Origin of the sequence: Nocardioides sp. NBC_00850, from assembly GCF_045207335.1 — a bacterium.
Classification (GTDB): Bacteria; Actinomycetota; Actinomycetes; order Propionibacteriales; family Nocardioidaceae; genus Nocardioides.
Genome location: NZ_CP108845.1, coordinates 469,689 through 491,127, shown reverse-complemented (window position 1 = coordinate 491,127; position 21,439 = coordinate 469,689). Strand labels below are relative to the sequence as shown.

The 21,439-nt window shown below is 69.0% G+C and carries 23 protein-coding genes; 10 read left to right on the top strand and 13 right to left on the bottom strand.

Annotated features, from left to right (window positions below; genetic code table 11):
• The first annotated feature begins 57 nt into the window (after positions 1 to 57).
• The 5 genes from OH802_RS02405 to OH802_RS02385 all read left to right on the top strand — a co-directional run bounded on the left by OH802_RS02405 (position 58) and on the right by OH802_RS02385 (position 3,020).
• On the top strand, positions 58 to 213 hold the full coding sequence (locus OH802_RS02405) for a DUF4177 domain-containing protein (RefSeq protein WP_141791386.1): 156 nt from the start codon (positions 58 to 60) through the stop codon (positions 211 to 213).
• Positions 210 to 668 carry a RidA family protein gene (locus tag OH802_RS02400; protein WP_406024770.1) on the top strand — a complete coding sequence of 153 codons (459 nt, stop codon included), beginning with the start codon at positions 210 to 212 and terminating at the stop codon, positions 666 to 668. The genes OH802_RS02405 and OH802_RS02400 overlap by 4 nt, the downstream gene beginning before the upstream one ends.
• A gap of 62 nt (positions 669 to 730) precedes the next feature.
• Complete coding sequence (locus OH802_RS02395; protein WP_406024768.1) at positions 731 to 1,615, top strand: NUDIX hydrolase; 885 nt, start codon at positions 731 to 733, stop codon at positions 1,613 to 1,615.
• The gene (locus tag OH802_RS02390; RefSeq protein ID WP_406024766.1) at positions 1,612 to 2,406 is read left to right on the top strand and encodes an MBL fold metallo-hydrolase; all 795 of its coding nucleotides are present in this window, start codon (positions 1,612 to 1,614) and stop codon (positions 2,404 to 2,406) included. The genes OH802_RS02395 and OH802_RS02390 overlap by 4 nt, the downstream gene beginning before the upstream one ends.
• A gap of 17 nt (positions 2,407 to 2,423) precedes the next feature.
• On the top strand, positions 2,424 to 3,020 hold the full coding sequence (locus OH802_RS02385; RefSeq protein ID WP_406024764.1) for a YdeI family protein: 597 nt from the start codon (positions 2,424 to 2,426) through the stop codon (positions 3,018 to 3,020).
• 43 nt (positions 3,021 to 3,063) lie between these two features.
• Here OH802_RS02385 and OH802_RS02380 read toward each other — a convergent pair whose 3' ends face one another.
• The 3 genes from OH802_RS02380 to OH802_RS02370 all read right to left on the bottom strand — a co-directional run bounded on the left by OH802_RS02380 (position 3,064) and on the right by OH802_RS02370 (position 5,727).
• Positions 3,064 to 4,479 (bottom strand): hypothetical protein, encoded by a 1,416-nt coding sequence (locus OH802_RS02380; RefSeq protein WP_406024762.1) that lies wholly within the window; start codon positions 4,477 to 4,479, stop codon positions 3,064 to 3,066.
• Entirely contained in the window at positions 4,472 to 4,981 is a 510-nt protein-coding gene (locus OH802_RS02375) for a SigE family RNA polymerase sigma factor (RefSeq protein WP_406024760.1), read from the bottom strand. The genes OH802_RS02380 and OH802_RS02375 overlap by 8 nt, the downstream gene beginning before the upstream one ends.
• 68 nt (positions 4,982 to 5,049) lie before the next feature.
• Complete coding sequence (locus OH802_RS02370; RefSeq protein WP_008356269.1) at positions 5,050 to 5,727, bottom strand: Crp/Fnr family transcriptional regulator; 678 nt, start codon at positions 5,725 to 5,727, stop codon at positions 5,050 to 5,052.
• 187 nt (positions 5,728 to 5,914) lie between these two features.
• Between OH802_RS02370 and nth the strand changes: the two genes are divergently transcribed.
• The 4 genes from nth to OH802_RS02350 are packed head-to-tail and all read left to right on the top strand — an operon-like array spanning position 5,915 to position 9,145.
• Positions 5,915 to 6,631: an endonuclease III gene (nth, locus tag OH802_RS02365; RefSeq protein ID WP_406024758.1), complete on the top strand. Its 717-nt coding sequence runs from the start codon at positions 5,915 to 5,917 to the stop codon at positions 6,629 to 6,631.
• Between the two features lie 32 nt (positions 6,632 to 6,663).
• The gene (locus OH802_RS02360; protein WP_406024756.1) at positions 6,664 to 7,278 is read left to right on the top strand and encodes a TlpA family protein disulfide reductase; all 615 of its coding nucleotides are present in this window, start codon (positions 6,664 to 6,666) and stop codon (positions 7,276 to 7,278) included.
• Complete coding sequence (locus OH802_RS02355; protein ID WP_406024754.1) at positions 7,275 to 7,970, top strand: NUDIX hydrolase; 696 nt, start codon at positions 7,275 to 7,277, stop codon at positions 7,968 to 7,970. The genes OH802_RS02360 and OH802_RS02355 overlap by 4 nt, the downstream gene beginning before the upstream one ends.
• On the top strand, positions 7,967 to 9,145 hold the full coding sequence (locus tag OH802_RS02350; RefSeq protein WP_406024752.1) for a MarP family serine protease: 1,179 nt from the start codon (positions 7,967 to 7,969) through the stop codon (positions 9,143 to 9,145). The genes OH802_RS02355 and OH802_RS02350 overlap by 4 nt, the downstream gene beginning before the upstream one ends.
• Positions 9,146 to 9,351: 206 nt before the next feature.
• Here the strand turns inward: OH802_RS02350 and OH802_RS02345 are convergent, their stop codons facing one another.
• From OH802_RS02345 to nhaA, 3 genes are all read right to left on the bottom strand, one after another.
• Positions 9,352 to 10,284, bottom strand: coding sequence for a DUF559 domain-containing protein (locus OH802_RS02345; RefSeq protein WP_406024750.1), 933 nt, complete (start codon positions 10,282 to 10,284; stop codon positions 9,352 to 9,354).
• Positions 10,285 to 10,441: 157 nt separating this feature from the next.
• A complete protein-coding gene (locus OH802_RS02340; RefSeq protein WP_406024748.1) occupies positions 10,442 to 10,849 on the bottom strand; it encodes a phage holin family protein in 408 nt (135 codons plus the stop codon).
• A gap of 42 nt (positions 10,850 to 10,891) precedes the next feature.
• On the bottom strand, positions 10,892 to 12,190 hold the full coding sequence (gene nhaA, locus OH802_RS02335) for a Na+/H+ antiporter NhaA (protein ID WP_406024746.1): 1,299 nt from the start codon (positions 12,188 to 12,190) through the stop codon (positions 10,892 to 10,894).
• Between the two features lie 513 nt (positions 12,191 to 12,703).
• On the opposite strand from nhaA, the gene OH802_RS02330 reads away from it, so the two are divergent.
• A complete protein-coding gene (locus OH802_RS02330; protein ID WP_406024744.1) occupies positions 12,704 to 13,216 on the top strand; it encodes a C40 family peptidase in 513 nt (170 codons plus the stop codon).
• Between the two features lie 80 nt (positions 13,217 to 13,296).
• On the opposite strand, the gene acs is transcribed toward OH802_RS02330, so the two are convergent.
• The 7 genes from acs to OH802_RS02295 form a co-directional block, all read right to left on the bottom strand.
• A complete protein-coding gene (gene acs, locus OH802_RS02325; RefSeq protein ID WP_406024742.1) occupies positions 13,297 to 15,267 on the bottom strand; it encodes an acetate--CoA ligase in 1,971 nt (656 codons plus the stop codon).
• Positions 15,268 to 15,378: 111 nt separating this feature from the next.
• Positions 15,379 to 17,010 carry a cation acetate symporter gene (locus OH802_RS02320; RefSeq protein ID WP_406024740.1) on the bottom strand — a complete coding sequence of 544 codons (1,632 nt, stop codon included), beginning with the start codon at positions 17,008 to 17,010 and terminating at the stop codon, positions 15,379 to 15,381.
• Entirely contained in the window at positions 17,010 to 17,360 is a 351-nt protein-coding gene (locus OH802_RS02315; protein ID WP_406024738.1) for a DUF485 domain-containing protein, read from the bottom strand. Before OH802_RS02315 ends, OH802_RS02320 begins: the two co-directional genes overlap by 1 nt.
• Before the next feature lie 186 nt (positions 17,361 to 17,546).
• Positions 17,547 to 19,085 (bottom strand): cation acetate symporter, encoded by a 1,539-nt coding sequence (locus tag OH802_RS02310; protein WP_406024736.1) that lies wholly within the window; start codon positions 19,083 to 19,085, stop codon positions 17,547 to 17,549.
• Positions 19,082 to 19,450 carry a hypothetical protein gene (locus OH802_RS02305; RefSeq protein ID WP_350665926.1) on the bottom strand — a complete coding sequence of 123 codons (369 nt, stop codon included), beginning with the start codon at positions 19,448 to 19,450 and terminating at the stop codon, positions 19,082 to 19,084. Before OH802_RS02305 ends, OH802_RS02310 begins: the two co-directional genes overlap by 4 nt.
• Before the next feature lie 10 nt (positions 19,451 to 19,460).
• Positions 19,461 to 20,234: a LytTR family DNA-binding domain-containing protein gene (locus OH802_RS02300; protein WP_355229787.1), complete on the bottom strand. Its 774-nt coding sequence runs from the start codon at positions 20,232 to 20,234 to the stop codon at positions 19,461 to 19,463.
• A gap of 76 nt (positions 20,235 to 20,310) precedes the next feature.
• Positions 20,311 to 21,414 (bottom strand): sensor histidine kinase, encoded by a 1,104-nt coding sequence (locus tag OH802_RS02295; protein ID WP_406024733.1) that lies wholly within the window; start codon positions 21,412 to 21,414, stop codon positions 20,311 to 20,313.
• Positions 21,415 to 21,439: the final 25 nt, after the last annotated feature.

The window sequence follows — 21,439 nt, the reverse complement described above, 5'->3', positions numbered from 1 at the left end:
AGGTCAAACCATCTCGCCGGGAGACCCGTCCGCGGGTCCGCGAAGTAGGGTGCCGATATGACCAAGTGGGAGTACCAGGTAGCGCCGATCCTCAACCACGCTGCGGCGCAGATTCTCAACAACTTCGGGGCCGACGGGTGGGAGCTCGTCTCCATCCTCGACAACGGCACCGGCAACTACGTCGGCTTCTTCAAGCGGGCGGTCTCGGAGTGACCGGCCCCGAGGAGGTCCTCGCCGAGCTCGGGCTGAGCGTGCCGGACGTCGTGCCGCCGGTGGCGGCCTACATCCCGGCGGTGAGCTCGGGCAACCACGTCTTCACCTCGGGCCAGCTCCCGATGAAGGACGGCGCGCTGCTCTCCGTCGGCAAGGTCGGCGGGGACGTGTCGGCCGAGGACGGTTACGCGGCGGCGCAGCAGTGTGCGCTCAACGCCCTGGCCGCGGTCAAGGCCGAGATCGGTGACCTCTCGCAGGTCAAGCGCGTCGTGAAGGTGCTGTGCTTCGTCGCCTCCACCCCCGACTTCACCGGCCAGCCGGGCGTCGCCAACGGTGCCTCGGAGCTGCTCGGGAAGGTCTTCGGCGAGGCCGGCCGACACGCGCGTTCCGCCGTCGGTGTGCCCGTCCTGCCGCTCGACGCTCCCGTCGAGGTGGAGATCGTCGTCGAGATCTGAGCCTCGGTCTGAGGCTCGGATGGGGGTAGGGCGCTGGTGTGAGCGTCGCTACAGTGACGAACGTGCGTATCCCGATCCCTCCAGTCCGGCTTGGTGACGACATCGTGGCGTTGGCCGGGGAGTACGCCCAGGGCGTACTCACCCCGGTCGAGCCGCGCGACGCGGCGACGGTGCTGCTGCTGCGGCCGGGCTCCGATGCCGGATCCCCTGGCCCAGAGGTCTACCTGCTCCGCCGGCAGCTGACGATGGGTTTCGCTGCCGGGATGGCTGTCTTTCCCGGCGGCGGGGTGGACGTACGCGACGCCGAGCTGCCCGACTCCTGCTGGGCCGGGCCGTCCGCCGGTGAGTGGGCGCACCGGCTCGGGGTCGACGAGTCCCGCGCGCGGGCGCTGGTCGCGGCGGCGGTGCGGGAGACGTTCGAGGAGTCCGGGGTGCTGCTCGCGGGAGCCTCGGGCGATTCCGTCGTCGACGACGTCTCGGGCGACGACTGGGAGGCCGACCGGGCCGCCCTCGAGTCACGCTCGCTGTCGTTGACCGAGCTGCTGACCCGGCGCGGGCTGGTGCTGCGTACGGACCTGCTGGGGCCGTGGGCCGCCTGGACGACGCCCGTCTTCGAGCCGAAGCGCTTCGCGACCTGGTTCTTCGTCGCGCGCCTCCCCGAGGGGCAGGTGACGCGCGACGTGTCCAGCGAGTCGTCGTCGGTGCTCTGGCTGAGCACCGCCGAGGCGGTCGCCCAGGTCGAGGCCGGCGAGCTGGCGATGATGCCGCCGACCTATCTCAACTGTCTCGAGGTCACCTCGGTCGGGTCCGAGGACGAGGTCCTCGCTGCCGCCGCGGAGCGTGTGCTGACGATGTTCACCCCGACCGTGACCGAGGTCGACGGCGGCCACACCCTGTCGATGATGCCCCTGCACGCCTCCCTCGTCGCCGGAAGGAAGCACTCATGAACGAGTCCTGGTCAGGTGGGGCATTCGGCGAGCGCGGGCAGTGTATCCTCGCGCCCAACCCCGGGATCATGTCGCTCGACGGCACCAACACCTGGGTGCTGCGCGAGCCGGGTGCGCGCCGGTCGGTCGTGATCGACCCTGGGCCTCTCGACGAGGGGCATCTCGATGCCGTCGCGGAGGCCGCCGGCGAGGTGGCGACGGTGCTGCTGACCCACCATCACTACGACCACTCCGAGGCGGCCCGGGCCTTCGCGGAGCGGGTCGGGGCGGGCGTACGCGCTCTTGATCCTGAATACCGGCTCGGGACCGAAGGGCTCGGCGATGGTGACGTCATCGAGGTCGACGGCCTGGAGATCCGCGTCGTCGGGACTCCCGGCCACACCTCGGACTCGCTGTCCTTCTGGCTGCCCGCCGACGGGGCGGTGCTGACGGGCGACACCGTCCTCGGGCGGGGGACGACCGTGGTCGCCCACCCCGACGGCGAGCTGGGTGCCTATCTCGACTCGCTCGACCGCCTGCACGCCCTCGCCTCCGAGCACGGCGTCGGCAGCGTCTGGCCCGGCCACGGTCCGGTCATCGGGAACGCCCTCGGCGCGCTGGACTACTACATCGCCCACCGGCGCGAACGCCTCGGCCAGGTCGAGGAAGCTCTCTCCGGGCTCGGTGCCACCCCAGTCGATGCGGATCCGCGGGCGATCGTCGAGATCGTGTACGCCGACGTCGACCAGGTCCTCTGGGGTGCCGCCGAGCTCTCGGTGCGAGCGCAATTGGCTTACCTCGCTGACCGCTGAGGCCTACTGTTCGGCTCATGGCGATCCTGTCCGGAGCCGAGCTCCTGCTTCCCGACCCACCCGCGTGGCGGGCCTGGCTGGAGGAGCACCATGCCGACACGCCTGCGGTCTGGCTGGTGCTGACCAAGAAGGGCGGCACGCTGACCACGTTGACCTGGCAGACCGCGCTCGATGAAGCGCTCTGCTTCGGCTGGATCGACGGCCAGGCCAGGCGGCGCGACGATCAGTCGTCGTTCCAGCGGTTCACCCCGCGTGGGCCGAAGAGCCGCTGGTCACTGAGGAACGTCGAGCACATCGACCGTCTCGAGCGCGAGGGCCGGATGACCGCAGCCGGGCGGGCCGCCGTGGAGGCGGCGAAGGCGGATGGGCGGTGGGAGGCGGCGTACGCCGGTCCGGCCACCGCCGAGACCCCGCCCGACCTCCTCGCCGCGATCGCCGTGGTGCCTGAGGCGCAGGCGATGTACGACGTCCTCACCTCCCAGAACCGCTACGCCCTCTATCACCGCATCACCTCCCTGAAGACCGAGGCCGCCCGGGCGCGCAGGATCGAGGAGTACGTCGCCATGCTCGCCCGTCACGAGACGATCCATCCACAGAAGCGCCGGCCTCAGTAGCCCCGTTCGTGTGGGCCGGTGCCGCGGAGCACTCGGAGCGCGCTCAGCTGGCCTTCCTCGCCGCACGGAACTGACGCCGGCGTACGACGAACGGGGCGAGGACGAGGGCGAACAGGGCGGCGATGATGAGGCCGATCATCGGCAGGTTCGGGCCGCTGGCCGGTTCGGGCCAGGTCGGGTCGGGGCGGATGACGGTGGTCCTGACCTCACCGGGTTCGATCAGCCGGTAGGCGATCGTCGCGCCCTTGGCGATCTGTCGGTGCATCGCGACGAGGCTCGAGCTGCCGTCGGGGGCCGCCGACCAGTACTGATCAAAGGAGGTGAGGTTGTCGTCGATCTCCTGCCAGAGGATCGGGTTCGCGCCGGCCCAGCCGATGAGCCGCGGATACCCGCTCGCAGTGGTCTTCAGCCCGGGAGAGCTCCCGTCCGCCGGCAGCACCTCGGTTCCGAAGGGCTGCTTGATGACCTGCAGCTCTGTTCCTCTGAAGGCCAGGCCGACGTACTGTCCCTCGTCGATCGGGTTCAGCGGCTGATTCTCGGGGTCCATTCCGGGTGTCTGCGTGATGACGTGGCTATCGATGAGGCGGGCGATCGTGCCGTCGTCCGAGATGGCCCACTCGACCTCCCGGCTCAACCCGAGCTCCCTGTTCTGCTGATCGGCCTGAGCGGAGCCCTCGTCCGTGAAGAGGAACCCGTCGTCCCCGAGCCCGATGCCGCCGGCGCGGGAAGTCTCGGTCTCGAAGCTCTCGCCCCGCCAGCTCCGCATCTGCCAGCCCTGCCACAGCAGCCACTGTCCGTTGGTGGACCACTCGAGGTTGTGGACGTAGACCGCGGCGTCGTGCTGCGCGGAGATGTTCCAGGTGCGTATGTCCCCCGTGGTCAGGTCGGCGACCTTCACGCCGGCTGGACGCGGTGTGGTGTCGCTGTCGGTGGGATCGGCCCATGCCCAGGCGAGATGGCTGCCGTCCGGCGAGAGTGCGAGGGCGCTGTGTGACGGCTGGCCGCGCACCTCCTTGCCGACGAACCCGGCCAGGTCGAGCACGTGATAGCCGCCCGTGGCGGCATCGACCACGACCGGGACGCTGCCGTTCTCGTCGCTGCTGCTCCGGACGTACGCGACTGCACCGACGCCGAGGTCGAGGTCGTCCTCCATGACGTCGGCTTGGACGTAGGAGCCGAGCCCGTCGAGCTCGGTCAACCACTCCGGCGCGGTCTCGACCATCTTTGGGACGGTCAGGTCGCCGTTGCGCTCGGCCGGCTCGATATCGGACTGTCGGTTGGGGATCCCGGTGAAGCCGACGATGATGAGGGCGACGGCCGCGGTGACGGAGGCCGCGACGATCGCGACCGAGCGGCGATGGATGCGGCGACCGCGTGCGTACAGGCCGTCAGGGACCCGAAGTGCGGGTGTCGTGTCGGCGATGCGGGAGAGCTCGTCGCGAAGCTTCTGGTCAGTCATTGATGAGCTCCTCGAGGTGCGGGGCGAGGGCGCGCAGTCGGTCGAGCGCCTTGCGGCCGGTCGACTTCACGGTGCCGACGTGGAGCCCGAGCATGTCGGCGGTCTGGGCCTCGGTCAGGTCTTCGAAGTAGCGCAGCACCAGGATCGTGCGCTGTTTCAGCGTCAGCTGTGCAAGGGCCTGTTCCAGGCTGAGCCGGAGATCTCGGTCGCCGGTCTCGGGCGCTGCGGTGGTGGCCTCGTGCGTGTCCAGCGGGGTCTCCGCGAAGCGACGGCGGCGCCACCAGGAGATGTTCTGGGTGTAGAGGATCCGCCGGACGTACGGCTCGGGGTGGCCTTCGATGCGGTGCCACGCCTTGGCCGCGGACAGGAGCGCCTGCTGGAGGAGGTCCTCGGCGAGGTGGGCGTCACCGGTCAGCAGGTACGCCGTGCGGGAGAGTGCTTGGGCGCGGGAGCGTACGAACTCGTCGAACTCCGCCTGACCCGAGTCTGATCCGAAAAGCATCTCGGCCTCCTTTCACCTGCTGTTACGTCAGGTGGAAGGAGGCCGGATGCCTGTTGGAAGGTAAAGAATCAGCGGGCGCGGCGGGCCATGCGCTCGATGTCCATGATGACCACGCTGCGCGGCTCGAGGCGGAGCCAGCCGCGGCTGGCGAAGTCGGCCAGGGCCTTGTTGACCGTCTCGCGGGAGGCGCCGACGAGCTGGGCGAGCTCCTCCTGGGTGAGGTCGTGGTGGACGTGGACGCCATCGTCGGCGGTGCGGCCGAAGCGGTCGGCGAGGTCGAGCAGGGCCTTCGCGACACGGCCGGGGACGTCGGAGAAGACGAGGTCGGCGACGACGTCGTTGGCCTTGCGGAGGCGGCCGGCGAGCTGGGCGAGCAGGCCGCGGGCGACGACCGGGCGGCCCTCGAGCCACTTGAGGAGGTCCTCGTGCGACAGGCTCGCGAAGGCGGAGTCGGTGACCGCGGTGACGGTGGCCGAGCGGGGGCCGGGGTCGAAGAGCGAGAGCTCACCGAACATCTGGCCGGGGCCCATGATGGCCAGCAGGTTCTCGCGGCCGTCGGACGAGGTGCGGCCGAGCTTCACCTTGCCGTCGATCACGACGTACAGCTTGTCGCCGGAGTCGCCCTCGTGAAAGAGCACCTCTCCGCGGCGGAGCTTCGACTCTGCCATCGAGGCGTGCAGGGCCGTCATCGACTCGTCGTCGAGTGCGCTGAAGAGCGGTGCCTGACGGAGTACGTCGTTGTCCATTGCGGCCATTCCTCCTGGATTTTCCCCACATCCGCGGGTATTACACCGGGAATCCTATCTGTGGAACGTCTCACAAGTGCACATCACCCACCGATAAGGGCAGAAAGTGCATGTGTTGAGCGGTGTTTGTGGTAGCCGTGCTCCGGGCCGGATCGGGATTGTCGGTGCGGCCGCGTAGCCTTGCTACGTGCCTGCCCAGAAGTTTGCGACTGAGACGCGCCTGGGTCTGGTGCGTCGTGCCCGTCGGATCGACCGCATCCTCGGTGAGACCTACCCGGATGCGAAGGCCGAGCTCGACTTCACCAATCCGTTCGAATGCCTGGTCGTGACCGTGCTGAGCGCGCAGACCACGGACAAGCGGGTCAACCTGGCCTCGCCCGCCCTCTTTGCGGCCTACCCGTCCGCGAAGGAGATGGCGGCGGCGCCCCGGGAGCACTTGGAGCAGCTCGTCGGGCCGCTCGGCTTCTTCCGCGCCAAGACCGACGCGCTGCTGAAGCTGAGCGCCGTGCTGGTGGAGGAGTACGACGGCGAGGTGCCCGACCGTCTGGAGCAGCTGGTGAAGCTGCCCGGTGTCGGGCGAAAGACCGCCAACGTGGTGCTCGGCAACGCCTTCGGCAAGCCGGGAATCACCGTCGACACGCACTTCGGACGGCTCTCGCGGCGCTTCGGCTGGACGACCGAGAAGGACCCGGTCAAGGTCGAGCACGAGGTCGGCGCGCTTTTCGAGAAGCGGGACTGGACGATGCTGTCCCACCACGTGATCTGGCACGGGCGGCGGATCTGTCATGCGCAGAAGCCCGCGTGCGGTGCCTGTCCCGTGTCACAGCTGTGCCCTGCGTACGGCGAGGGGCCGACCGACCCTGTCGCCGCGGCCAAGCTGGTCCGCGCGGAGGGCCGCAACTGATGGTTCGTGCCCTGGGGAGACGAGCCCGGGTCGTGTCGGCAGCCGCCCTGCTGCTGGCCGTCCTGGCGGGTTGTGGCACCGACTCCTCGAGCGGGGGCGGCCAGTCCGGCGCGCCACTCGCCGACGAACCGTCCTCCTCCAAGGTCAACGTCGCCACCGCGGAGATGGTCGCTGCCAAGAAGGCGTCGAAGGTGGAGGCCTGCCAGGAGGGGCCCGCGAGCGACGGTGGACTGCCGTCGATCGTGCTGCCCTGCCTCGGCGGTGGCGAGTCCGCCGACCTCGCCTCGTTCGAGGGACCGATGGTGATCAACCTCTTCCAGGGCTTCTGTGCGCCCTGCAAGGAGGAGATGCCTGCGCTGCAGAGCTTCTACGAGACCTACGGCGACGAGGTGCCGGTGATCGGCATCGACGTCATGGACACCGTCCCCGGAGTCGCGCTCGAGGAGGCGATCTCGCGCGGGGTGACCTTCCCGATGTACGCCGATCCAGGCGGTGAGCTGCAGGGCGGGCCGCTCACGGCGCGGGCGGTGCCGGCGACGTACGTCCTGTCCTCCTCCGGCGAGGTCGAGCTGCTGCAGATGGGTGGCATGACCAGTGCGGCCCAGGTGAAGGAGCTCGTCGAGAAGAAGCTGGGGATCGAGCTGTGAGCGAGCGTCAGGCGGCCAACGGGACCCGGCCGGAGTGGTTCGACGAGATCGTCGAGGCGGCGCAGCAGATCCAGGGCGAGGACATCTCACAGTTCCTGCCGCCGGCCGACGGCAGTGCCCGCGAGTCGGCCGTGCTGATGCTCTTCGGCGAAGGGCCGTCGGGTCCCGACCTGTTGCTGACCGAGCGCTCGCACACGATGCGTTCGCACCCCGGCCAGGTCTCGTTCCCCGGCGGTCGGCTCGATCCGGGGGAGACCGCTGAGGAGGCGGCGCTGCGGGAGGCCTGGGAGGAGACCGGGCTCGACCCGGCGGGTGTCGACGTGGTCGGCCGCCTACCGGCGCTGTGGATCCCGTTCTCCAACCACGCGGTGGTGCCGATCATCGCGTGGTGGCGGGAGCCGTCCCCGGTCACCACGCGCTCGGTCGAAGAGGTGCACGCCGTCTACCGGGTGCCGTTGTCGGATCTCATCGACCCGGCCCACCGGATCCAGGTCGGCGCGCCGGGCCGCAGCGGATGGCTGATGCCCGCGTTCTTGATCGGACCGGAGAAGGATGTCATTCTCTGGGGCTTCACAGGTGGAATCATCAGCCGTTTCTTCACCTATCTCGGGTGGATCACGGAGATTCCGGACGCCCCGATCAAGGAGTTGCCCGAATACATGTTCCAGGGACGCGAACGGAATCAGCCGTGAACTTTCTTGACTGGATCCTGATCATCCTCGTCGGGGCCTACGCGCTCTCGGGCTATTGGCAGGGCTTCATCACCGGCGCCTTCGCGACCGGCGGACTGCTGCTCGGTGGCTTCATCGGCATCTGGCTGGCGCCGAAGGTGCTCGGCAGCGCGGCTCCGTCGTTGTGGGTCTCGCTCGGTGCCCTGTTCGTCGTGATCGCGTGTGCGTCCATCGGGCAGGCGGTGCTGCAATACGGCGGCGTACGCGTGCGGGACGAGATCACCTGGCAGCCGGCCCGGATCGTCGATGCGCTCGGCGGATCGCTGCTCAGCGCGGCGGCCGTACTGGTGGTCGCTTGGGCTCTCGGGGTCGCGGTCTCGGGGGCACAGATCAACGGGCTCACGCCCGCGGTGCGTGGCTCGGCGATCCTGGCCAAGGTCGACTCGATCATGCCGTCGCCCGCGGATCGTGCGCTGAGCGCGTTCAACGACGTCGTCGGCACATCGTTCTTCCCGCGCTACCTGGAGCCGTTCGCCAGTGAGCGGATCGTCGAGGTCGGACCTGGTCCGCGCCGCATGCTCACCGACCCCGATGTCGAACGCGCCGGCGAGTCGGTCCTCAAGATCCGCGGCGCCAACGAGTGCGGCAAGGGTGTCGAGGGCACCGGGTTCGTCATCGGCCGCGGCTATCTGATGACCAATGCCCACGTCGTCGCCGGCGTCGACGACCCCAACGTCATCGTCGGAGACGGCGCCAACGACGCCAAGGTCGTCCACTACGACCCGGAGATCGACATCGCGGTCCTGAAGTTCGAGGGCGGCGGCAACCTCAAGCGCCTCGAGTTCGACCGCACCGCCGGCGCCGAGGACCCGATCGCCGTCCTCGGCTATCCGCAAGACGGCCCCTTCGACGTACAGCCCGGTCGTATCCGTGCCGAGCAGCGACTCCGCTCGCCCGACATCTACGGCGTCGGCACCGTCATCCGAGACGTCTACTCCGTACGCAGCCTCATCCGCCCCGGCAACTCCGGAGGCCCCATCGTCGACTCCGAGGGTGACGTCGTCGGCGTCGTCTTCGCCGCCTCGGTCACCGACTCCGAGACCGGCTACGCCCTCACCACCGACCAGGTCATCGAGATCGCCCGCGAGGCTCGCTCCCAGACCGCCACCGTCGACACCGGAGCCTGCGCCGGCTAACCCCCTCTCGCCGAGGCGTCAGCTAGGTCGGCCGAGACGTCACTCCCGTCGGCCGAGTTGGCAACGCGATGCCAACTCGGCCGACGGGAGTGACGCCTCGGCTCGCGCCGGTGACGCCTCGGCTCGCGCCGGTGACGCCTCGGCTCGCGCCGGTGACGCCTCGGCTCGCGCCGGTGACGCCTCGGCCGACGGGGAAGACGCTTCGATCAGAAGCGGCGGGTGGAGTAGGTCGGGGTCAGGGCGGCCTTGATCTCGCGGAGCCAGGCGTCGAGACGGTCGCCGGTGAAGTCGCCCTTTCGCACGATGACGATTGTCCAGCCGTGATCGATCAGCCAGCCTCGTCGCTCTTCGTCGTAGATTCGCTGGTCGGGGTCGTCGTGATCTTCGCCGTCGTACTCGATCGCGACTTTGGCGAGCCGATAGGCGAAGTCGAGGCGGTAGGTCGGGATTCCTTCGACGTCGACCCAGACCTGTGCCTCGGGAAGAGGAAGTCCTGCGTCGCTGATCGCGAGCAAGGTCCACGATTCGCGCTGGGACTCGAGGCGGCGATTCAGGAGCGGGACGAGCTCGCGGAGCTGGACGACACCGCGCCGGCCGCGAAAGCGGGGCAGTTGCTCGTCGAGGGAGCTCCGGGTGATCCCATGGTGTCTGGCGAACTCGTTGAGAGCGCCCATCGCCTCCCGACGGTTCAGGTTGCAGCCGAGGTCGAGTGCGGTGCGTAGCGGTGTCGTCACCCGTACGCCTCCGATGACCTCGATGTCTTCGGACAGGAGGTCGCGCGAGCGGCCGTCGGTGCCTGGGCGCCGCGTGCGGGTGTGACCGCGGACGGCACACGTCTCGACGGCCGGGAGCTGTGCCATCTCGGTCTGGGTGAAGGTGTTGATGCCATGCACCCAGGCCGCTGTTCGGTCACTGATCACCTGGTGCTCGGACACCACCTGCACGAGCGCCTCGGCGCGCTTCACCGGGTCGTCCTCCGCCTGCGCGGCGAGATAGACGCCCCGGAACGGGCGTCGAACGTCCCCATGGCTGATCGCCTGGGCGAGGGCGTATCGGTTGGTCGCGACCGACTCGATGTCGGACGTGGTGAAGGGACGCTCCGGCAGGCGGCTGTCGGTCTTGACGAGTGAGAGATTCATGGCCGCAGCGTGCGACAGGTTGCGTACGAAGTCATCCGCCTTTTCAGAGGCTGTGGATAACTTCGGACTCAGCGTGCCCTGTGGACGGAAACTGGCCCGTCACCGTGACGCTTCGGCCGACCGGAGTGACGCCTCGGCCCCGGCTTGGCGGGGTGGGTCAGCGCTTGCCCTTGAGAGCCCGGGGGATCTCCTTGCCCTGGGCGATCGCCTTCTCGGGGGCCTTGACCTTCTTCACCTTGAGTACGCCGATGAAGCCGAGCAGGGCGGCGAGGAGGACGTAGAAGCCGAAGACGATGAGGAAGGACCACTGCAGGCCGAGGCCGGTCCAGTGGATGAAGTAGGCCGCCGAGACGGAGAGCATGATCACGGCGAGGACCAGCAGGAACGCGGCCGCGGCGAACAGACCGACGCCGACGCCGGCGTTGGTCATCGAGACCTTGAGCTCCTGTTTGGCGAGCGTGATCTCCTTGTTGACGAGCTCGGAGATGTCGCGGGTGGCGTCGACGACGAGCTTCCCGATCGTCGGGTCCTCGTCGCCCGGGGACTTCACGATGTCGACTGCCATGGGAACCCTTCGCTGAACGTTTGTTGGGGAGCGCCCACGACCTTACCGGTCCCGACCCTGATCATCCTCGAACACGTCCGGCACGCCGTCCTTGTTGGCGTCGAGAGTCTCGACCTCCTCGATGCGGCGGTAGACCCTGTTGCGCGCCCGTAGCACCACCGTCGCCAGGGCAGCGGCGAGGACGGACCCGAACAGAACGCCCACCTTCATGTGGTCATGGGCGCTGGGATCGGAGTGGAAAGCGAGCTCGCCGATCAGCAGCGACACCGTGAATCCGATGCCCGCCAGCATCGCCATCCCGATCACGTCCCACCAGGCGAGGTCGTCGTCGAGCGAGGCCTTGGTGAACCGGGCCAGCAACCACGTCGAGCCGGAGATACCGATGGTCTTGCCGACGACCAGACCGAGGATGATGCCGAGCGTGATCGGGTCACGCATCGCGCTGGTCACCCCGTCCCAGCCGCCGAGGGAGACGCCGGCGGCGAAGAAGGCGAAGATCGGCACCGCGACGCCGGCCGAGATCGGCCGGACCAGGTGCTCGAAGTGTTCGGCGAGCCCGCGCTTGGCCTCCGGGTTGCGGGCGATCACGGGCACGGTGAACCCGAGCAGCACCCCGGCGACGGTGGCGTGGACACCGCTGGAGTGGACGAGGGTCCAGGCGATCAGCGCGAGCGGGAGGAGCAGCCAGGGGTTGCGTACGCGACGCTGCACGAGCACCGCGAAGAGCCCGATCGGGATGAGCGCCAGCAGCAGGTAGCCGATGTGCAGGTCCGAGGTGAAGAAGACAGCGATGACGATGATGCCGAGCAGGTCGTCGACGACGGCGAGGGTCAGCAGGAACGTACGCAGCCCCACAGGCAGGTGCGTCGAGATGACCGCCAGGATCGCGACCGCGAAGGCGATGTCGGTGGCCACCGGTGTCGCCCAGCCGGCCAGCGAGCCGTCTCCGATCAGGTTGACGGCCACGTAGACCAGCGCCGGCACGACCATGCCACCGACCGCGGCCGCGATGGGCAGCGCGGCTCGCCGGGGGTCGCGGAGGTCTCCGGAGACGAATTCCCGCTTGAGCTCCAGGCCGGCGACGAAGAAGAAGATCGCGAGCAGGCCGTCGGCCGCCCAGGCCCCGATGGTCAGGTCGAGATGAAGAGCCTCCGGCCCGACCCGGAAGTCGCGGACCGCCTCGTACGCCTCCTGCCACGGGCTGTTGGCCAGGATGACCGCGATGATCGCGGCGATGATGAGGAGTACGCCGCCGGTCGTCTCGGCTCGCAGGATCTCGGCCGTCCGCGAGGTCTCCAGCCAGGAGCCGCGGGTGAAGAGGCGGTTGCGGGTGTCGGTCACGGGTGGGCCTCCAGGGGCTCAGGGGTCTACGAAGTCACGCCGACCAGACTTCCCGGCACACCTGACGACGACCCTAGCAAGCGCCTTCGTCAGAGGCAGGAAGGTGATCAACTTGGGGCCGCCTTGGGCCAAGACGCAGGCGTAAACGGTGGCAAACGTATACAAAACCATCAAATAGAGAGTGAGTTGCTGCACAAATGCCCCGACCGGCACCGGATTCCGTTGCATAGTGGATGAGCCCTCACCGAATGGTGGGGCCGCTCCGGTCGCGCCGAGGCCCGTCACAACCGGAGGAGAGTCGATCCGACCACGGTGACGGGCACGGGGGAGCCAAGCAGTACGCCGGGAGCCAGAGACAAGGCAGACCGGCTCGGGGTGAAGGCGTAGATGAGACCAGCGCCCGGGCAACAGCAGCCCGAATCCGACAGGTGAACCTTCGCAGGCGTCGCTGCAACAGGGGAACCTCGAATGACCGGATCGTGTGTCCGTGCGCTTTCGCGCGCCTACAGAACGATGACCGTCGGCCTCGCGACCGCCCTTGTGGTCGGTCTCGCGCTCGTCGCCGCTCCCAACCAGTCCGCCACGGCAGCTTCCCCGCCGGGCGCAAGTGCCCAGACCAGCGCCAACACAAGCGCTCAGACGAGCACCCACACCACCAAGAAAAAGAAGAAGAAGTCGCGCGGGCTGCGAGCGCTGCGTCGCGTCAAGAGCCAGGCCGGCGACCCCTACTCCTACGGCGCCAACGGCCCCCGCGCCTACGACTGCTCGGGCTTGACCCAATGGGTCTACAAGAAGCTCGGCCGCAAGCTGCCGCACAGCTCGTCGGCCCAGGTCAGCCACACCTTCAAGGTCAAGAAGCCACGCAAGGGCGACCTGGTCTTCTTCTACGGCAGCGGCGGCGTCTATCAGTCGGCATCTACGCCGGGAAGCGCGACGGCCGCCGCTGGGTCTGGCACGCGCCCGGGTCGGGTGAGGCCGTCAAGAAGGACCCGATCTGGACCGACAGCCACTTCATCCGCCGCGTGAAGTACAAGAAGCACTAGAACGTACGCAGCGGCCCGGCCACCCGCGAGGGGCGACCGGGCCGCTGTGGGAGCCGACCGTGATCACTCGTCCGTGGCGGTCGTCTTCCCTGCAGCGATGAGGTCCATGATCGTCTGATCGGCAAGCGTCGTTGTATCGCCGACGCCGCGACCCTCGGCGAGGTCGCGGAGCAGTCGGCGCATGATCTTCCCCGAGCGCGTCTTGGGCAGCTCGGGCACGATCATGATCTGCCGCGGCTTGGCGATCGGGCCGATCTCCTTGCGGACGTGGTCGGAGAGCTCCTTGTGGCAGTCCTCCGGCGACCCGTCGCGCAGGATGACGTACGCCACCACTGCCTGCCCCGTGTCGGGGTCGGTCGCGCCGACGACCGCCGCCTCGGCGACGTAGGGGTGCGAGACCAGCGCCGACTCGATCTCGGTCGTGGAGAGCCGGTGTCCGGATACGTTCATCACGTCGTCGACGCGGCCCAGGACCCAGACGTCCCCGTCCTCGTCCTTCTTCGCGCCGTCGCCGGCGAAGTAGAACCCTTGGTCCTTGAACCGCGCCCAGTAGGTGTCGATGTAGCGCTGGTCGTCGCCCCAGATCGTACGCAGCATCGACGGCCACGGCTGGGTGAGCACGAGGTAGCCCCCGGCGCCGTTCGGGACGGAGACGCCGTTGTCGTCGACCACGTCGGCGCCCACGCCCGGCAGGGCCTTCATCGCCGAGCCCGGCTTGCCGTGGGTGACGCCGGGGAGCGGCGAGATCATGATCGCGCCGGTCTCGGTCTGCCACCAGGTGTCCACCACGGGCACCTTCGAGCCACCGATGACGTCGCGGTACCAGATGTAGGCCTCGGGGTTGATCGGCTCACCGACGGACCCGAGCAGGCGGACCGAGGAGAGGTCGCGGCCGTCCGGGACGGCGCGCCCCTGCTTCATGAACGTCCGGATCGCGGTCGGCGCGGTGTAGAAGATCGTGACGCCGTACTCCTCGATGATCTGCCACCAGCGGCCCTTCTCGGGGAAGTCCGGGGTGCCTTCGTAGAGGACCTGGGTCGCGCCGTTGGCCAGCGGCCCGTAGACGATGTAGGAGTGGCCGGTGATCCAGCCGATGTCGGCGGTGCACCAGTAGACGTCGGTCTCGGGCTTGAGGTCGAAGACCTCCCAGTGCGTGAACGCCGCCTGGGTGAGGTAGCCGCCGGTGGTGTGCAGGATGCCCTTCGGCTTCCCGGTGGTCCCGCTCGTGTACATGACGAAGAGCGGGTGCTCGGCGTCGTGCGCCACCGGAGTGTGCTCGGTCGACGCCGACGAGACGACATCTGACCACCACTTGTCGACCGAGTCGTTCCAGTCGACGTCCTGGCCGGTGCGCTTGACCACGAGTACGTTCTCGACCAGGCCGGGCTGAGTCGCCTCGACCTTGGTGACCGCCTCGTCCACGGCGGGCTTGAGCGCCGAGGGTGCGCCACGGCGGTAGCCGCCGTCGGAGGTGACGATCAGCTTCGCGCCGCAGTCGACGACGCGGGTCGCGAGAGCGTCGGCGGAGAAGCCACCGAAGATGACGGTGTGGATCGCGCCGATCCGCGCGCAGGCCAGCATCGCGATGACGGCCTCGGGGATCATCGGCATGTAGATCGCCACCCGGTCGCCCTTGCCGACCCCGAGCGCCTCGAAGGCGTTCGCGGCCCGGGAGACCTCGTCCTTGAGCTCGGCATAGGTGATCGTGCGCTTGTCGTCAGCGGGCTCGCCGACCCAGTGGATCGCGACCCGGTCGCCGAGCCCGGCCTCGACGTGGCGGTCGACGGCGTTGTAGGCGACGTTGATCTCGCCACCCTCGTACCACTTCGCGAACGGCGGGTTGTCCCAGTTCAGGACGCGATCGAACGGCTTGGACCAGGTGAGCCGTTCCGCGGCGGCCGCCCAGAACGCGTCGCGGTCCGCGGCAGCGGCGTCGTACGCATCGGCCTTGACGTTGGCGGCGGCGGCAAGCTCGGCCGGGGGCTCGAACCGGCGCTTCTCGTGCAGCAGGTTGGACAGGGTCTCGTCGCTCACAGTGACTCCTACGTACGAAAAATGTGTGGCTCAAGCCACAGGGTAGTGCGGGGGAAAGAATGATGGCGGGCCGTCGTACAACACCTGTGTACGACGGCCCGCCGTGGAGGTTCAGTGCGTGATCGCCTTCTCCGAGCCGGCGCCGGTGAGGGCGCGCACCTCGAGCTCGACGTAACGCTCAGCGGTCTCCGGCTCCTTCGACGTCACCGTGCCCAGCCAGCCCAGGAAGAACCCGAGCGGGATGGAGATGATGCCGGGGTTCTCCAGGGGGAACCAGGAGAAGTCCACGCCGAGCGGGAACAGCGAGGCGGAGATCGTCTCGCCCGTCACCGCGTCCACGGCCGTCTTGCCGGAGACGACCGGCGAGAAGAAGACCAGACCGACACAGGAGATCAGGCCACCGTAGATCGACCACACCGCACCACGGGTGTTGAACCGTGCCCAGAACATGTTGTAGATGATCGCCGGCAGGTTCGCCGAGGCGGCGACCGCGAAGGCCAGTGCCACCAGGAACGCGATGTTCAGCGACTGCGCCGGGATGGCCAAGAGGATCGCGACCAGGCCGATGCCCGCCGCGGCCCAGCGAGAGACCTTCATCTCCTCCTTCTCGGTGGCCTTGCCACGCTTGATCACCGAGTTGTAGATGTCGTGGGCGACGGAGACCGAGGAGGTCAACGTCAGACCCGCGACCACGGCGAGGATCGTGGCGAAGGCGACCGCGGCGATGAGCGCCAGCAGTACGGCGCCGCCGATGGAACCTTCACCGCCACCGACCTCCTGGGCGAGCAGTGGTGCCGCCAGGTTGCCGGCCTTGTCCAGGGTGGACGGGTCGACCAGCGCGGCCGCACCGAAGCCCAGGACCAGGGTGAACAGGTAGAAGACACCGATCAGGCCGATCGCCCACAGCACCGACTTGCGAGCATCCGCCGAGGTCGGGACGGTGTAGAAGCGGATCAGGATGTGCGGCAGGCCGGCGGTGCCGAGCACCAGGGCGAGTCCGAGCGAGACGAAGTCCAGCTCGCTGGTGAAGCTCAGGCCGTACTTCAGACCGGGCTGGAGGAACGCGTCGCCCTTGCCCGAGGCGTCGGCGGCGGAGCCGAGCAGCTCGGAGAGGTTGAAGCCGAACTGGGCGAGCACCAGGATGACGATCAGCGCCGAGCCGGTCATCAGCAGGACGGCCTTGACGATCTGGACCCAGGTGGTGCCCTTCATCCCGCCGACGGTGACGTAGAAGATCATCAGCGCGCCGACGAACAGGATCACGATGTTCTTGACCACCTGGTCCTCGACGCCGAGCAGCAGGGCCACCAGGGCACCCGCACCGACCATCTGGGCCAGCAGGTAGAAGATCGAGACGACGACCGTGGAGGTCGCCGCGGCCAGGCGGACCGGGCGCTGCTTCATCCGGTACGCCAGCTGGTCGGCCATCGTGTAGCGACCGGAGTTACGCAGCATCTCCGCGACCAGCAGCAGCGCCACCAGCCAGGCGACGAGGAAGCCGATCGAGTAGAGGAACCCGTCGTAGCCGGACAGGGCGATGGCGCCGGAGATGCCGAGGAACGACGCCGCCGACATGTAGTCGCCGCCGATGGCGAGACCGTTCTGGAAACCGGAGAAGCCGCGGCCACCGGCGTAGTAGTCGGCCGCGGTCTTCGTCTGTCGGCTCGCCCAGAAGGTGATGCCGATCGTGATCGCGACGACTCCGAGGAAGAGGACCGTGGTGAGGATCTGGCTACCGTCCATCAGAGCTGCCTCTTCTCGATCTCGTATTCCTCGTCGAGCTTCCGAGCCAGCGGGTCGAGGTGCTTGTTGGAGTAGTTGGCGTAGAGGTAGGCGATGCCGAACGTGGTCGCGAACTGGAGGAGCCCGAAGATCAGCGCGACATTGATGTTGCCGACGACCTTGGTGTTCATGAAGCCCTCCGCCCAGTTGGAGCAGAAGACGTAGAGGAGATACCAAGCCAGGAATGCCACCGTGGCCGGGAACACGAACTTCCGGTACGCCGACCGCAGAGCGCGAAACTCCGCTGTGGCGTGCAGACTGTCGTAGACCGGGTCGTGCCGGTGGGCTTGGTCGTGTGCTTCGTCGCTCACGGTCTAACCCTTTCGTTGACGAGGCCGTCAACCGTGGGGGTGGATGACGGACGACGTGTGATCGCAGTCACATTAGGGCTCTCTCGGACCGCTCGTCGCGGGGTAACGCCGGGTCCCTCGGTAGACGGCGTCGTCGCGCGACGAGCGGTCGATTTCGTACGCTGAATGGCTGCTGTCGCGGCCTGGTCAGCGCTCCTGCAAGGCCGCCTTCATGGACGACACAGCCGGCTCGGTCACCGGCTCAGGGGAGTGCAGGCGGACCAGGAGTCGGGTGGTGTGAGCCGGGACATGGGCGGCGGAGGCGAGGCTGACGACGATCATGACGGCGAAGGAGAGCGGCACCGCCCACAGCGCGGGCTGGGTGAGCGCGACATCCGCCCAGGTGCCCGTACGCGACCCACTGATCGTGAACACCACGGCCGACCCCGTGGTGACCAGGCCGGTGACCAGGCCGGTGGCGGCGCCGTAGGCGGTCAGCCGGCGCCACCAGATGCCGAGCAGGAGCAGCGGGCAGAAGGTGGCGGCGGCGAGAGCGAAGGCCAGCGCGACCCCGCGGGCGACCCCGACGCTGGGGGTCAGCAGGGCGCCGGCGACCGGGACGATGACGGCGACCAGGGAGGCGATCCGGAAGGCGGCGACGCCACCGAAGCGGCTGCCACCTCGGCGCAGGAGGGGGACGACCACGTCCTGGGAGAGCACGCCGGAGACGGCGATCGCCAGGCCCGACGACGTCGAGAGGAAGGCCGCGAAGGCGCCGGCGCAGACCAGTCCGGTGAGGGCGTCGCCCGCCCAGCCGGGGACCATCAGCCGGGGCAGCTCGAGCACCAGGGTGTCGGCGGAGGCGGGAGTGGCTGCGTACACGCGTCCGAGGAGACCGAGGATCGGTGGCAGCAGGTAGAAGACGCCGAGGAGGGCGAGCACGACCAGGGTGGTGCGGCGGGCGGCGCGGCCATCGGGGTTGGTGTAGAAGCGGACGCCCACGTGCGGCAGGCCCATCGTGCCGAGGAAGGTCGCTGCGATGAGTGAGTAGGTGGCATAGAGGCCGGTGGTGGTGTCGGTGCCGATGGGCAGCGACCAGGCCTGGCTGAGGTCGGCGCGGGGTGCGCCGTCGTTGGCCCAGACCGCGACCAGCACCCCGACCGGCACGAGCAGCGCGGTCAGCTTGAGCCAGTACTGGAAGGCCTGGACGAACGTGATCGAGCGCATCCCGCCCGAGAAGACGCTGACCAGCACGACCGTCCCGACCAGCACCGGTCCCACCCAGCGAGGTGCGCCCGCGACCAGCTCCAGGGTCAGCCCGGCGCCCTGCAGCTGCGGCAGCAGATAGAGCCAGCCGATGCTCACGACCAGCAGCGAGCAGAGTCGCCGCACCCCTGTGGAGGCGAGTCGCTCCTCGGCGAAGTCTGGCAGCGTGTACGCCCCTGACCTGCGCAAAGGCGCCGCGACCAGGGTCAGCAGCACGAGGTAGCCGGCGGTCCAGCCGATCGGATACCAGAGCATCTCCGCCCCCGAGGTGAAAACCAGCCCGGCGACCCCGAGGAAGGAGGCGGCCGAGAGATACTCCCCGCCGATCGCGCTCGCGTTGAGGCCGGGTCGCACCGACCGCGAGGCGACGTAGAAGTCGCTGGTGGTGCGGCTGAACCGCAGCCCCCAGGTGCCGATGGTCAGCGTCGCCAGGGTGACCAGGGTGACCGCGACGATCGCGGGGGCGGAGTCGAGGGTCATGGCGTCTCGTCGTCCGAGCGGAGCAGGTCGGCATAGCTCGCCTCGTTGCGCTCCGCGCCGCGCAGGTACCAGCGGCCGAGGAGGAACAGGAACGGATAGACCAGCACCCCGAGGAGCAGCCAGGGGAGCGGGACGCCGAACGGCGCGGTGCGGACCAGACCCGGGGCCAGCCAGAACAGCAGCGGGAGCGAGCCGACGCCGAGGAAGAGCACCGCCAGGGTGCGGAGGGCGATCGAGAACTGGGCGCGCATCAGCGAGCCGAGGTAGATCTCGCCGAGGCGGGTGTCCTCGTCGACGTCGACCCGGCGGACGGCCGGGCGTCGTCGGGGCGGTCCGGTGACGCGTACGCGCTGTGGTTCTGTCATTGGGATCGGGTCATGAGCGTCGGGCGAGCAGGTCCTTGAGCTGGCGCGTGTGCCGACGGCTGACCTGCAGCTCGGTCCCGCGGGCGGAGCCGCCGACGACGACCGAGCAGCGGCCGGCCTCCGAGCGCACCTCGGTCACGTGGGCGAGGTTGACGAGGAGAGAGCGGTGGATGCGTACGAACCGGGCGGAGGCCCACTCCTGCTCCAGCTGGGTCAGCGGGACCCGCACCAGGTGGGAGGCGTCGGCGGTGTGCAGCCGGGCATAGTCGCCCTGCGCCTCCACGTGGGTGATCTGGGAGCGCCACACGAAGCGGGTGACGCCGCCGAGCTCGACCGGGATCTGTACGTCGCCGCTCGGCTCCTCCTCCGGCATGCTGCCCATCAGCCGGGTGACGGTCTCCGCCAGCCGCTCGGCGCGGACCGGCTTGAGCACGTAGTCGACCGCGCGCAGGTCGAAGGCCTCCAGCGCGTGCTCCTCGTGAGCGGTCACGAACACGACCGCCGGGGGCGTCTTGAACCGCGCCAGCAGGCGGGCCAGCTCGAGCCCGTTGAGACCAGGCATCTGGATGTCGAGGAAGACCGCGTCCACGCCCGACCCCTGCAGCTGCTGCAGCCCGTCGGTCGCGTTCAGGCAGGTGCGCACCTCCGCCACCCGCGCATCCTGGGTGAGCAGGTAGGAGAGCTCGTCGGCCGCCGGCGGCTCGTCGTCGACGACCAGGATGCGGAGCCGGCCTCCAGGGGCTCCCTGGCGGGCGGCGAACGCCTGCGTGGTTCGGCCGCTCATGCCGCCGCCTCCGTAGAGGAGGGCGAAGAATACGGAAGCGGCGGCACGAGGCTCATTGCCGCTCGCTGGCGCTCGCTCATGTGTGCACTCCTGGGGCGAACTTCGGGATTCTGAGGATGACCTTCGTGCCGGCGCCGGGAGCGGTCTCGACCACCAGGCCGTAGTCGTCGCCGTAGGCGTTGCGCAGCCGGGCGTCGACGTTGCCGAGCCCGACGGAGTCGTTGCCGCCGGCCAGCGCGTTGCGTACCTTCTCCGGGTCCTCGCCGGCGCCGTCGTCCTCGACCTCGATCACGCACTCGGTGCCGCTGTCGGCGGCCCGGATGGAGATGTGGCCGGTCTGCGCGTCGGCCAGGCCGTGGCGTACGGCATTCTCGACCAGCGGCTGCAGGCACAGGAACGGCACCGCGATCGGCAGCACCTCGGGCGCCACCGAGAGCCTCACCGAGAGCCGCTCGCCAAAACGAGCCTGCTCCAGCAGGAGGTAGCGCTCCACGGAGCGGAGCTCCTCGGACAGCGTGGTGTATTCGCCATGGGTCCGGAACGAGTAGCGGGTGAAGTCCGCGAACTCCAGCAGCAGCTCGCGCGCACGCTCCGGATCGGTGCGTACGAAGCTGGCGATCGCCCCGAGCGAGTTGTAGATGAAGTGCGGGCTGATCTGAGCGCGGAGCGCGCGCACCTCGGCCTCCATCAGGCGCCGCCGCGATGCGTCGAGCTCGGCGAGCTCGAGCTGACCGGAGACCCAGGTCGCGACCTCGTCGGTGGCGCGGACCATCATGGCGGAGGTGTCCGGGGCGTACGCCTGCAGCGTGCCGACCAGGTGGTCGTCGACGACCAGCGGGCTGACCACGGCGGAGTGCAGCGGGCAGCCCGCCTGGCCGCACTCGAGGTCGACCCGGTCGTAGAACCGGGTCGCGCCGCGCTCCAGCGTCCCCTCCGCCAGCTTGGTCACGTGCTCCTGGTGGTGGGTGCCGATGCCTTCCCAGGCGAGCAGGCCGTCGGTGTCGGTGATCGCGAGCGCGGGGGCGGCCAGGAGCGCCTGCAGGTGAGGGGCAGCGCGCTCGGCGCTGTCGACGGTCAGGCCGCCACGCAGCGCCGGGCTCGCCAGCGATGCGTTGTGGAGGGTGCGGAAGGTCGCCCGATCGGCTTCTGTGCCCAGGTGGGTGCGCCTCCAGCGCCGCATCCGCACTCCTCGCTTCCGATCAAAC